Source organism: Lacrimispora sp. BS-2, assembly GCF_040207125.1.
Classification (GTDB): Bacteria; Bacillota; Clostridia; order Lachnospirales; family Lachnospiraceae; genus Lacrimispora.
In genome coordinates this window covers 588,608-601,513 of the sequence record NZ_CP157940.1, presented here as the reverse complement: position 1 = coordinate 601,513, position 12,906 = coordinate 588,608, and the positions used below count along the sequence as shown (strand labels likewise).

Annotated in this window: 10 protein-coding genes; 6 read left to right on the top strand and 4 right to left on the bottom strand. The window is 53.1% G+C overall.

What is annotated here, in order from left to right; all coding sequences use genetic code 11:
* Positions 1-31 precede the first annotated feature (31 nt).
* The 3 genes from ABFV83_RS02910 to ABFV83_RS02900 all read right to left on the bottom strand — a co-directional run bounded on the left by ABFV83_RS02910 (position 32) and on the right by ABFV83_RS02900 (position 2,183).
* Entirely contained in the window at positions 32-445 is a 414-nt protein-coding gene (locus ABFV83_RS02910; RefSeq protein WP_349947445.1) for a ribbon-helix-helix domain-containing protein, read from the bottom strand.
* A complete protein-coding gene (locus tag ABFV83_RS02905; protein ID WP_349947444.1) occupies positions 438-869 on the bottom strand; it encodes a hypothetical protein in 432 nt (143 codons plus the stop codon). The genes ABFV83_RS02910 and ABFV83_RS02905 overlap by 8 nt, the downstream gene beginning before the upstream one ends.
* Positions 870-971: 102 nt before the next feature.
* Positions 972-2,183, bottom strand: a complete 1,212-nt coding sequence (locus tag ABFV83_RS02900; RefSeq protein WP_349947443.1) for an AAA family ATPase — start codon at positions 2,181-2,183, stop codon at positions 972-974.
* Positions 2,184-2,333: 150 nt separating this feature from the next.
* Here ABFV83_RS02900 and ABFV83_RS02895 point away from each other — a divergent pair, with 150 nt between their 5' ends.
* Positions 2,334-3,248 (top strand): DUF6076 domain-containing protein, encoded by a 915-nt coding sequence (locus tag ABFV83_RS02895; RefSeq protein ID WP_349947442.1) that lies wholly within the window; start codon positions 2,334-2,336, stop codon positions 3,246-3,248.
* A 129-nt stretch (positions 3,249-3,377) separates the two neighbouring features.
* On the opposite strand, the gene ABFV83_RS02890 is transcribed toward ABFV83_RS02895, so the two are convergent.
* Positions 3,378-3,665, bottom strand: coding sequence for a hypothetical protein (locus ABFV83_RS02890; protein WP_349947441.1), 288 nt, complete (start codon positions 3,663-3,665; stop codon positions 3,378-3,380).
* A 151-nt stretch (positions 3,666-3,816) separates the two neighbouring features.
* Between ABFV83_RS02890 and ABFV83_RS02885 the strand changes: the two genes are divergently transcribed.
* The 5 genes from ABFV83_RS02885 (at position 3,817) to ABFV83_RS02865 (ending at position 12,855) form a co-directional block, all read left to right on the top strand.
* Positions 3,817-4,023: a DNA-binding protein gene (locus ABFV83_RS02885; protein ID WP_349947440.1), complete on the top strand. Its 207-nt coding sequence runs from the start codon at positions 3,817-3,819 to the stop codon at positions 4,021-4,023.
* Positions 4,020-5,312 carry a HAMP domain-containing sensor histidine kinase gene (locus tag ABFV83_RS02880; protein ID WP_349947439.1) on the top strand — a complete coding sequence of 431 codons (1,293 nt, stop codon included), beginning with the start codon at positions 4,020-4,022 and terminating at the stop codon, positions 5,310-5,312. Before ABFV83_RS02885 ends, ABFV83_RS02880 begins: the two co-directional genes overlap by 4 nt.
* The gene (locus ABFV83_RS02875; protein ID WP_349947438.1) at positions 5,309-5,977 is read left to right on the top strand and encodes a response regulator transcription factor; all 669 of its coding nucleotides are present in this window, start codon (positions 5,309-5,311) and stop codon (positions 5,975-5,977) included. Before ABFV83_RS02880 ends, ABFV83_RS02875 begins: the two co-directional genes overlap by 4 nt.
* A 148-nt stretch (positions 5,978-6,125) precedes the next feature.
* Positions 6,126-6,395: a hypothetical protein gene (locus tag ABFV83_RS02870; protein WP_349947437.1), complete on the top strand. Its 270-nt coding sequence runs from the start codon at positions 6,126-6,128 to the stop codon at positions 6,393-6,395.
* A gap of 34 nt (positions 6,396-6,429) precedes the next feature.
* The gene (locus tag ABFV83_RS02865) at positions 6,430-12,855 is read left to right on the top strand and encodes an S-layer homology domain-containing protein (protein ID WP_349947436.1); all 6,426 of its coding nucleotides are present in this window, start codon (positions 6,430-6,432) and stop codon (positions 12,853-12,855) included.
* Positions 12,856-12,906 lie beyond the last annotated feature (51 nt).

The following is a 12,906-nucleotide window of genomic DNA, read 5'->3' as shown; positions in this document are numbered from 1 at the left end:
TGGGCGGCAAGGAGGAATCGTTTCTGCGAAATCATAGTAATTCTTCGAGCTTCTCAGCTTCTTTCACGGCCTTGGAAAGGGGGACGAATCCTTTCAGATGGTTGACTTGCTTAACCGCTTTTCCCCGAAGGCTGCGGTCAACATCATAGGGAAGCTCCACGGCGGTTGCCAGCAGCATATAGATTTGCGCCAGCTCCACGGCAATTTTGTAGGAGAGCTTGGAGAGGTGCTGCTCCAGCTCCTTGATTTCGCTGCGTTCTATTTTCTGATAAATTTCTGTCAGCTCACCGGTAAATTGACGCATCAGATCATGGGTGACGTACTCACGGATCGCGGCATTGATGAGTTCCAAGCGATTGGAAAAACCAAGCCCGGCATAGGCTTCATCGGCAAGCTTTACCGTATCGCTCGGCAGGGACACGGTGATTTTCTCCGTCTTACGCATCGTCGTCCTCCCCAAACTGTGTATGCTGGTGAGCATAGATATTGTCATACCGTATATTGCCGATGGTGTTTTTCACATCCTTGACGCACTTCTGGCGCAGCCGTTTCAGCGTTTCCTCATCGGCTCCGGGAACGGTGGTGGCGGTCACATGGGCCACCATGGACAGCTCCACGCACAGGCGGAAGAGCTGGCGGCAGATTTTCGCGTCCAGCTTTGTCACCTGATCGGCCAGAAAAGAAAGCGTAGTTTTGTTCATGTAATCGGTGTAGCTCTGGCTGTGGAGGTAGCCGAGATAGAACTCCGTTGCCGCACCCACAAAGGCACTTCGGCTGGGATAATCGTAGAGGGGATACTCCGCATCTACCCGCTTCAGCAGTTCCGGCTTCATATGAATTCCTACTTTGGTTTTGTTGTCGTCATTCATTTTTACAACGCTCCTTTTTTCTTGATTTCCGCTCCGGACTTCCGTGAAAGCGGCGGATTTTTCGGCTTTTCTCGGGCACCTGACTTTATCCTGCTCATCTCTTCATCCATGGGGAATGCATGGGGGTTCTGCATCCTTGGGCTGGAGAGTGCTTTCCCGACAGCTCCTCACAAAGCCCTCACAATCGGTTTTAGTCGGCTCAACGAGCAAGCCTGCTACCCTGCCCTGCAAAAGCTCACACAGGGGCGAACAGGGGCCGACACGGTGCGATCTCTCTTCTGCTGACGGCAAAGACGGCAAATTTGCGGGGGCATTTTCTGCCGTCATACCGTCATAGCCGTCATAGCGGAGGGTAAACTCCCTACGTTCAAAGCTGCGGTTGTCGGAATAGGCAATCTTGTTTTTCTGAAGATAATCCATGTGCTTGATGATTTTCTTCTTCAGCACTGCCGGGGAATATTCCGTTCCGCTGAAGCTTTTCAGCCGCTCCGCAAGCTCTGTGGCTGTTCCGGTGAACACAGATACCGATTTGATAAAGTCTGAGAGAAGAATCATCTCATCGGGTATTTTCTGTTCCTCTGCTTCAATCGGCTGCAGCAGTTCCCAGAGGAAAGTTTCCCTGTTAAACGCAAGGAACAATTCCCGGCTTTCGATGTCCCTGCCGGTGCAGATGAGGGTTGCGGTATGCTCTGTCCTTTTTTCTTTCTGCAGGATGAAGCTGCTGTCCGCGCCTCCCGCAATCCCTGTGGTGCCGGAGATCATATTCAGCGGATCGTTGTCGGAGGTTTTCCGCAGATGGTGAACCAAGAGGATCGCGAGCCTGTTTTTATCCGCGATCTGCTTGAGGGCGTTGATGTCGTCATAGTCGGCGGCATAGGGATTTACATTTGAGGAAACGGTTTTGCGAATCTTTTGCAGCGTGTCAATGACGATCAGTCCTGTGCCGGGGTGTTCCTTTAGAAAATCCTCAATCTGAAGCTCAAGCCCGTTTCCGATGGCATCGCTCATAATTGCAAAGTGCAGACCGGGCGGCGCCTCATCGGTAATTTCAAACAGCCTGCTTTGGATTCTGGCGAAGCTGTCCTCCAAGCAGAGATAGAGCACTTCGCACTTTCGGGTTTCAAAGCTCCAGACCCGTTCTCCCTTCGCCACCTGCAGACAAACCCAGAGGGCAAGCCAGCTCTTGCCGATTTTTGGAGCGCCCGCAAGGATGTGCAGTCCTTGCGGAATCAATCCTCTTACAATAAATTTGAGCGGCTCCATGGGTGTGATCATCAGGGTTTCGGCATCCATGGTTTCTAATTTCTTTGGCATTTTGTAATTACCTCACAATAGTTAATATTATTTTTTATTATATTATCTATTGCCATCCTAACAGAGCGGCTTGACTTTGTAAATAGAAAATGAGATAATGCGACTACATACTCTATCGAGCTGAATCCATTATCTACCGAGGTGATTTCTATGGCGCTGTTTTTTAAAGACCTTTTTCCTGAGAGTTCAAGCTTCTTTGCATTTGATGTTCTTTTTGGAGAGAGCTATATTGAACTAAATAATCGGAAATATAAGTACAACGAGGTTTTGACTGACTTCTTGAATTATGATATTGCAGAATACAAAAATGCTGCGGCACAGGGCCGCAGCACAGACAGGCTGAATGAGATTATCCGGGAGATGCCCCTGTTTCGGAATTTTGCCGCAAGCAGGATGGACGGCATCACGGAGCAGGAATACGCCGCGCTGCTGGAGGACTTGGAGTTGCTGGAGCGTTACCGCAGCTTTTTGAAAGAGGCAACCCGCAAAAAGGACAGACGCTTTATTCAGCAGATTGCCAAGAACGGCATGAGTGCCTTTGTGGCGGATAAGACCATGGGGTTGTCTGACCGGCGGGCGGCGGCGGTATCCAATCTTCAGTACCTGCTTTTGGAAGACGAGCATGGAACCGCCGCCTTGTTTGAGCGAATGAGCTTTACACGGCTGATTGACTTTCTCTACACCGATTTCTTCAAGGGGATCATGAAGGAGAGTATGCCGAAGCAGTGCAAGCTCTGCGGACGGTATTTTTTATTGGAGAAGGGCTTTCAATATGAATACTGCTCCGGCGTATTTGAAGCCGGACAGACCTGCCGGGAGGTGGGTTCCGCCGAACGCTTTAAGCAAAAGACCGCTAACAATGATGTCTGGAAGCTTCACCAGCGCGCCTACAAAAAGTATTATGCCAGAGTACTGAAGAAAACGATGAGCAAGTCGGACTTTAATGAGTGGACGGGCTATGCGGAGAAGCTCCGGGACGAGACCCTGCCGCTTTATCTGAAAGCAATGGCGGAGGAAGTGGTGTTTGACCTGAGCGACTATTCACGGCGGCTAAATGACAGGTAGGCAGCCAGATAAAAATATCCTGCTCCTGCGCAACAAAGAAACGGGTCGTCTGCATTGAGATTTTTCTCAAGCAGACGACCGTTGTCATAGCTGCCGAACCCAGAAAATAAAAAATGGGCGTGATTCTTTTTATCGAATCACGCCCAACTCCCGGAGCAGGGAGACACAGTCTTTTGCTCCCTGCAGATATAGGTATCTGATTAGGAGACCAGAGAGAATATCCATCGTGTTATGGTATTCCTCCAAGGTATCCTGCGCATCTTGGTCAAGGATTGAAACACATTCCTGCACCTTCAGACTGAGTTCAATCCTCCGAAGTGCCAGATCATTGACCTCTGGATTTTCACTGCGCTGCTGCTTGTGACCTCGCTCGGTTAGCTCTGTGATAACCATTTCTAATATTTCATCGTATGGCATAGCTGACTCCTTTCGCCTGATTTGAGAAAGCTCCGGCTCTCAGCAACACAACATACCACAACAAATAATTGAAGTCCAATCTATCTTCTTGAAAATTTCTTCTTGAAGAAATATAATAAACAAAAAGACACTTCTATGAGAGGAATCCAAGATGGAATATATCAGTGTAAAAGAAGCGGCAAAGCAGTGGGGACTCACTCCCCGGATGGTGGACTATCACTGCACCGATGGACGTATAAACGGCGCGCAAAAAATAGCGGGTGTGTGGCTGATTCCCAGGGACGCTCCCCGCCCAGAGGATGGGCGAAGAAGAAACGGACGCAAGACTGCGACGAAAGATAAGGAGCGTGAGCTATGAACAAATTGCTTTCTTTTATCAGCGGCAGCTTTGTAGACAAGAGCCTCGACCTGCGCATCCGGCTGTTCAATATTTTGGCGATGGCGGGTGTGGTTGTCAGCCTTGTATCCGCCATCGTGTCCGCCGCCATGGGCGAAAAGCTGCAAAACGCTGCTGTGTACCTGATATTCGCTCTGCTTGCGTCGGCGCTGTTATGGTACGCAAGCAAAAACGGCCGGTATCAGCGCTGCTATATGATTACCATTGTCACAATCTTCCTCATGGGTTTTCCCTTCTTTTTCTTCAACAACGGTGGATACTATGGGACGATCCCCTATTTTTTCATCTTCGCCCTTGTTTTTACTGCCTTTATGCTGGAGGGGAAAACGGCCTTTCTCATGGTGGGGTTGGAAATGCTCCTCTATGTTGGGCTGTGCCTGTACGCTTACTTTTTCTTTACCCCGGAGGACTTTTACATAAGTAGCCGGAATGTGATGATTACCGCTGTATTCGGCTTTGTGGTGGTGGGCCTTGCTCTGAGTATCGTCATGCTGCTGCAATTTCGGCTCTACAACGAACAGCAAAAAAAGCTGGATGAACAGAATCATATTCTCCAGAGAGCCAGCCGCGCGAAAACAGAATTTCTGTCCAACACCTCCCATGAAATGCGCACACCCTTGACGGTTATCTCGGTGAATGTGCAGACGGTAGCTGAAATTTTAGAGGACATGGATGAGGCGGTAAAGGATGTGGAGGCGGCAGAGTTGCTCCAAAACGCCCAGCAGGAGATCATGCGGCTGGCCCGCATGGTGGGTGGAATGCTGACGCTGGCCTCCATGAGCGAAAATACCGACAAGCAGGCGGTGAACTTCTCCACCCTCCTGCGCAGCAGCGCAGAGATGTTTTCCCTGCATTTGCAAAAGAAGGGCAACACTCTGGCTACGGAAATTGCGGAAAGGTTGAACATATTCGGCAACGCGGATTTGCTGGCGCAGGTGGTGTCCAATCTCCTGCAAAATGCCGCCGTCTATACTGAACAGGGCGAAATTATTCTGCGGGCGGAAAAAGCGGGGCGTGAGATTTTGGTGACAGTGAAGGACACCGGCACAGGAATTGCCGCCGAGCTACTGCCCCATGTGTTTGAGAGGGGCGTTTCCACCGGGGGCACGGGCTTTGGCCTGTATCTGTGCAAGACGGTGGTGGAATCCCACGGCGGCCGGATATGGATCGAGAGCACACCGGGCAGCGGCACGACGACGAGCTTTGCCCTGCCTACCTATGAGGGGCAATTTGGAGGTGAGGACGCATGAGTGAAAAACGGATTTTATTGGTGGAGGACAATGAGCAGATTATGCGGGGCAATGAGCGGCTGCTCATCCGGCGGGGCTATGGGGTCGTCACCGCGCTGACACTTGGGGAGGCCCGCAAAGCGGTCGAGGAACGGATGCCGGATCTGATTGTGCTGGATATTATGCTGCCCGACGGCAGCGGATTGGATTTTATGGGTGAGCTGCGGCAGCACTCAAAGATTCCGGTTCTGCTGCTGACGGGGCTGACCACACCCGAGGATATTGTGCGCGGCCTCACAGCAGGGGGAGACGATTACCTCGCCAAGCCCTACGATTTCGGTGTTTTGATGGCACGGGTGGAGGCCCTCCTGCGCCGGGCGGAGCAAATCCCCGAAAAGCTGACCCGTGACCGCTTATCCCTTGATGTGGCAGCGGGTGTAGCTACGCTGGACGGAACCGATCTGCTGCTGACCCAGAAGGAGTTTGCCCTGCTGATGATCTTCACACAGAACGAGGAACGCTTTATCAGCGCCGAATACCTGTATGAAAAGGCATGGAAACAACCTATGGAGGGCGACAGCAACGCCTTGAAAAGCGCGCTCAAGCGCCTGCGGGCAAAATTAGAGGGCAGCGGATATTGTATCACATTATCGAAGGGCGAGGGGTATCAGTTTGAGAGAGAATAACGAGACTGAAAAAGGTCTATGGCCAGAGTGTCAATTTTGACACTCTGGCCATTTTTGATTTTCGGGCATGGTAAGATAACAGTGCATGATATGGAAGAATTTTATTTTTCAGGCTTGTGTGTTTAGATACCAAGGAGGTGGTTATGGAATGCAGTTTGAACAAACGGGAGCCGCGCAGTCAAAAATTATCCGGGTCGAGGCATTTGACGGAGACACCTTCGGCATCACGCTGGACAGTGGTCACACCATCTTGCTGGAGCTTAGGGACAGAATCCACGAACCGGCTTTTGCCGCCCTCATCGCAAGCGGGGATTTCTGCAAGCCCTGCACCGATGGAGAAAACCTCTGCTGGCCTGGGGGAATGTCCATTGCTCTGAAAGAGATTTTAGAGATGCTGCTGTCACAGGGCAACGCATAACAAAATCAAAACAATCGTAAGGAGGAATGATTTGATGAATCGAACATGGAAACAAATCGGCAGTCTGTTCCTGTCGGTGTGCATGGTATTCACCCTGCTGCCGACCGTAGCCTTTGCCGAAACAGTGGTGGATTCCGGTACTCCGCTGGGGATCAGCGGTGAAATCACCGCATTTGCGGAATTGGACACAGAGGTGTCCCAACAGACCGAGGAAACCGGCACACAGGAAGGCGAACTGAACCTGCCGGGTACGCTGGCGGTTACTGTTACCGAAAACGGTGATGAAACCGCCACAGGCAGCGACGCGCGGAAAGAAACCCAAACCACCGTGAAGGTGGAAAGCTGGACTTCCGACCCGGTCTATGACGGCAACGCCGAGGGTGTTTACACCTTTACCCCGGCGCTGGATTTGCCGGAGGGTATAACCCTCGCGGACGGCGTAACCCCGCCGACCATCACCGTGACGGTCAATGTCCCGGTTGCTCCGGTGCTACGCGGTGCGCCGCAGCCGATGGGGGCGGATACTCCAACCGTTATTCCGGAAGATTATCAGCAGTTGGAAGATGCGCTTAAAAGCACCACAGCGCAGATAATTGGAGTTAATAAAGACCTTACATTAAGTAGTGCATTAACGGTTGGTGCGAACCATACTTTGTCGATTTCTTCTGGAAAGGCAGTATACCTTGCAGGGGGTTGCAAATTAACCATACCTTCAGGGACTGATTTGACAGTCAGCGGAGGCGGCAAATTAGAATGCCATGAGACTTCAAGCGATACCATTTCAGTAAATGGCACTTTAACCCTCGACAATATTAACTTTGAGGTAAAGAGCGCAGGGAACCAAGTAGCTGGCAAATTAACAACAACAGATTGCAATGTTAAGATTGCGAATTCATCAGGACTTGGTCTTCTTTTGTTAGGGGAACTGGAGATTACAGGCGGAACGCTGGATGTCAGCAATACCGGTGGAGCTGATCAGGCCACAATCGGGATTTGTTCATTTTCTGACAGTCCTATAGGCATCACGAACTGCGAGGTGACATTGAAGAGCAGCGGCTATTATGCTGTGGCAGCGATTGAGGGAAGCCTGTATGTCAAAGGCAGTGAAGTTCATAGCGAGATTAACAGTCATAACGACTACAATTCATACGCAATAAGCTATGGCAAATTAACTTTTGATAATAGCACAGTGACCCTTGCCAACAAAAACGGAGCAGCAGGTTTTCGCAGTTATGACAATGATTCAGAGCTTAACATAATCAATGGCAGTACAGTCTCTGTTACGCATGACGGTGGAACGGGCATATTCATCGCTCCTATGTCTTCGACCAATACCGCATCGCTTCTCATAGACAATTCTGTTTTAGAGCTTTATACCGGCGGTGTGACTGAGCTTTATCTTTCTAATGTACAGATAGAGGGAGCAAATAATGGAAAGATTATTTTTTATCAGGATGCCTGTATAGACGGTGTGGCAAATAAAATAAAAGACAGGGGCATCGTTTTTACCGCATCTTATATAACTGTAGGAGCAGAAGATGCTCCTGCCGGTGCTAATGCAATTTCTGCAGGAACATATACTTGGGATGGCACGTATTTTAGCAATACCGCGTCATCACCCATCCTGCTTGGTGTGCCCACCACCCTTGCGTGGGACAGCACAACCCCCGGCAAGGCGACATGGAACGCGGTTAACAATGCAGTCAATTATTCCGTGCAGCTTTATAAGGGCGGCGCGGCGCAGGGCAGCCCCGTAAACAGAGGCACCGCCACGGAGTATGATTTCACCTCCGAAATTGCGGTGGCAGGGGCAGGAAGCTACACCTTTACGGTAACGGCGCAGGGCGACGGCACAAGCAGCTACACCGACGGCCCGCCGTCTGACGTCAGCCCGGCATATGTTTATACACCGGGCGGCGGCACAGGCTCCGTCACCGGCACGATGTCCATCGGCGGCACAACGGTTTCCGACCTGACTCAGAACGCAGGTAACCTCAGTACAAGCGGCTGGTCGTGGAACGCAGCCAACGCCACCCTGACGCTGGGCAGCACATATAGCGGCGATGGTATTTATTTCGACACGACAGACGCCGTCAATCTGACCTTGGAAGATAATGTTATCATATCAACCACGGGTATTGACCACGGCGTAAAGAGCGGAGGCAGCCTCACCATTGACACGGGAAGCTACGCACTTAACGTGACCGAAAGCTACACATCCACCGCCCCTGCCTACGCAATTCGCACCGCAGGAGCGTTGACCATCAGCGGCATCGGTACGGTGTTGGCCACCCATAGCGGCACCTCCACCGGATACGCTATTTATGCCCTTCAAGGCGTAACGGTTACTGATTCCGTGAATGTGACGGCTTCGGCAACCAACATCGGCGGCGGCCTTTCGTCAGGTTCTGCCGGCAACATCGTGATTACCGGCAACAGCAAGGTAACGGCTGCGGCAAAAGGTGGCGCTTCAAGCGGCTTACGTGCCACAAATGGAACGATCACCATCAGCGGCAACGCGGAGGTGACCGCAAGCAATGCAGACAATGTTGCGATACAATCAAGCGGAAACCTCGCCATCAGCGACAGCGCGAAAGTGAACCCCTCGGGAATTTCAAACACTGATATTCTCTCAGGTGGCGACATTACCACTAACACCACCGGCACAGTGAAAGCCATCGCTCCGAGCGGCGCATCCAACGGGGCAATTAAAGCGCTTGGGGAAATCATCCTGCAAAACGGTACGGTGACCGCCACGAATACGGCGGAAAACGGCAACGGGATACAAGCTGAAAGTGACATCAGCATCACCGGCGGTACGGTAACCGCCACGGCAAACGGCACAGGGTATGCGCTGAAAACCATCAATGCAGGCGCTTCCGTCAGCATCGGCGGCGGCGTGGTGACATTGGTCAACAACGATACCCCCGCCAACATGATAAGCGCACCCGGAGGCTTAATCCATACCGGCGGCACGCTGAACGGCAACGCGCCAAGCGGCTCCGTCACCGGCACCATGAACATCGGCGGGGAATATGACAAGAGCCTTGCCAGCGATCAGAATGGCCCCGGCTGGACATGGAACGCCGCCAACGCCACCCTGACGCTGACCAACAGCTACGTCAACACAAACCCAATCTTAATCGAGTGCGCTACCGCCGAAAACATCAACCTTGTTTACACCGGCAATGTTAGCATCACCTCAGACGCTAATCCCGCCATTGTTTGCGCCGGTTCGCTTGCCATAACCGAAAACGGCAGCGGCGGCACGCTTGCGCTGGCAAACTCCGACGGCGTGGCGCTGTCCGCAAACGAATTGACCATATCCGGCGGCACAGTCACCGCATCGAGCACAGGAGATAACGGCAGCGGCATCTCCGCAAAGAGTGTGACCATCAACGGCAGCGCGAACGTAATCGCAACGGCTGACGGCGTCGGCGGCAACGCCATCTACACACAAGGCGGCAGCGGCGTCACCATCGGCGGCAGCGCGACGGTTTCAGCGACAGGCAACGGTCGCGCGATCCAAAGCCAAACCGGCAATATCACCATTGAGGGCAGCGCAAATGTAACCGCCTCCAAAAGCGGAACAGGCATAGGCACCGCCATCATTGCGGGCAACGGCAGCATTATTATATCCGGCGGCACGGTTGCGGCGACCAGCGTGGGCAACAGCAGCGCCCTGTCTGCGGGTCTCGTAAATATCAGCGGCGGCAGCGTGACTGCCACAAGCGGCGGCGGGGGTAACGGCGCTATCCACGGCAGCATCGGCGTAACCATCAGCGGCAACGCCGACGTGACCGCCATCCCCACCGCCACGAACGGCAAAGGAATCACCGCTTATACTGACATCGCCATCTCCACAACCGGAACGCTTACAGCGACCGGCAACGGCACGGGCTACGCCCTGAGTTCCTCAGCCAATGTCGGCATTTCGGGGGGCACGGTGAAGCTGTACAGCGACAACAACAATTTCATAGAGTACGCATTAAGCTATACCGGCGGCACGATAACATATAATGATGCTCCGGCAGAGTTTATCACGATTACCGCCCAACCGCAGGACGCAAGCGTGACGGAAGGCGCCGTTACCGGCTCGCTTACCGTGGCGGCAACCGTACCAAGCGGAACGCTTTCTTATCAGTGGCAGGAATTACTAAATGGCTTATTTTGGGACGTCCCCGGCGCGACAAACTCCAGCTTCACCATCCCAATCGATCTGTCGGAGGGAAGCTATGTCTACCGCTGCAAGGTGAGCGCTACGGGCGGGGCTGCCACCGTCTATTCCAATATTGGCACGGTGTCGGTTGCGCCGGGCGGCGGCACAGCACCGGCTATTACCACAACTGCCCTTCCGTCCGGCATCGTCGGGACGGCATACAGCCAGACCCTTGCCGCCACCGGTACAGCGTCTATCACATGGAGCATTGCAAGCGGCAGTCTGCCGGGCGGCTTAACGCTGAACGAAAATACAGGCGTGATTTCAGGTACGCCCACAAACTCGGGCACATACGACTTTACGGTGAAAACGGTAAACGGCACGGCACCTGATGCGACAAAGGCACTCTCGATTCAGATTTATCCGGAAGGCAGTACAGTCTATACCGTCACCTTTAACCTAAACGGCGGTACACGCACAGGCGGCGGCGAGCTGACACAGTCGGTTCCAAGCGGCGGCTCCGCAGTGGCTCCCAACGTTACACGCAGTAACTACACCTTGACCGGATGGGATAAGGCATTCACCAACGTGACCTCCAACGTAACGGTTACCGCCAACTGGAGCTACAACGGCGGCGGTGGAAACGGCGGTGGCTGCGGTTCTTACACGCCAAGCACCCCGACCCCGACAACACCCGAAAAGAAGCCCGACCAGCCGGTGACGGCAACGGCTCCTGTCACAGCGACAGCCGGGGCAAACGGTGCGGCAAGCGCCTCCATCCCGGAAAAAGCCATCACCGACGCCATTGCCAAGGCACAGGCTGACGCAAAGGCGCAGGGCAAAACCGCAAGCGGCATTTCCGTGGGGCTGAATGTCATCATGCCAAAAGGTTTCACTTCCCTGACGGCAACCTTGACCCAAAGCTCCCTGAATAGCCTTGTGAGCGCGGGAGTAACAAGCCTTGAACTGGATGGGGCGCCAGTTTCCCTCGGTCTTGACCTGAACGCCCTCAAGGAAATCCAGAAGCAAAGCAGCGGCAATATCAGCATCACCATTGCCCCGGCGACAGGTCTTTCCACAGAGGCAAAGTCCCTCCTTGGAAACAGGCCGGTGTATAACATCACCATCAGCTATATCAAAGACGGTAAAACCGTGAATATCACCAGCCTTGGCAGCGGAGCAGCCACCCTTTCCATCCCCTACACACCGGGCAAGAATGAGGCTGTCGGCTACCTGTTCGGCGTGTATGTGGATGCAAAAGGCAACGCACAGCGCATTGACGGTTCCGCATATGACGCAAACAGCGGAAGCCTGCTGATCCCCACCGGCCACTTCTCAGTGTACGGCGTGGGCTACACGGCCCCGAGCGCCAAGTTTACCGACATCGGAACCCATTGGGGCAAGGAAGCCATTGATTATGTAGTCGGCAGAGGACTTCTCTCCGGTACATCAAAAACCACCTTTGCACCTAACACTGCCATGACGCGGGGAATGCTGGTAACGGCTCTCGGCAGACTGGCAGGCGTGGATGTGAAAGCATACACCACCAACAGCTTTACCGATGTAAAAGCCGACAGCACCTTCCGCCCTTATATCGAATGGGCATATAAGAACGGCGTTGTGCAGGACATCGGAAACCAGCAGTTTGCACCTGACCGTGCGATTACCCGTGAGGAAATAGCGGTCATCTTCGCAAACTACGCCAAAGCTACCGGCTACAAGCTGCCTGTGACCCGTGAGGCCACCGCTTATGCGGACGCTTCCAGCATCGGCAGTATTTACAAAACAGCGGTAACAGCCATGCAGCAGGCAGGCATTATGATGGGCCGCAGCGGCAACAAGTTTAATCCGAAGTCCAATGCCACCCGTGCGGAGGTTTCCTCCATGCTTTACCGTTATATCAAGCTGACCATCGACCCTGCCACAGCACAGGGCTGGGCGCAGAACGACGCCGGACAGTATCTCTACTACAAGGACGGCAAGGCCCTCACCGGAACACAGACCATCGACGGCGTGAAGTATTTCTTTGAAACCACCGGCGTTCTGAAAACCCGCTGGGTCAAGGACGGCGACAACTGGCGCTATTACTCCGGCAATAAGGCTCTCACCGGCTGGTGGGACATCGGCAGCGACAGTGCTAAAAAGACCTATTACTTCACCAAGGACGGCCTGATGGTGTCCGGCAAGTGGACGGAGATCGACGGTAAGTGGTATTACTTCAACACCGACGGTTCTCTTGCCAAAAGCACCAAAGTCGATGGGTATGAGGTAGACGAAAACGGCGTGAGAAAGACAAAGTAAATAACATGAGGCAAGGGTGGAGACCGGTATGTTTCGGTTTCCACTCTTGCT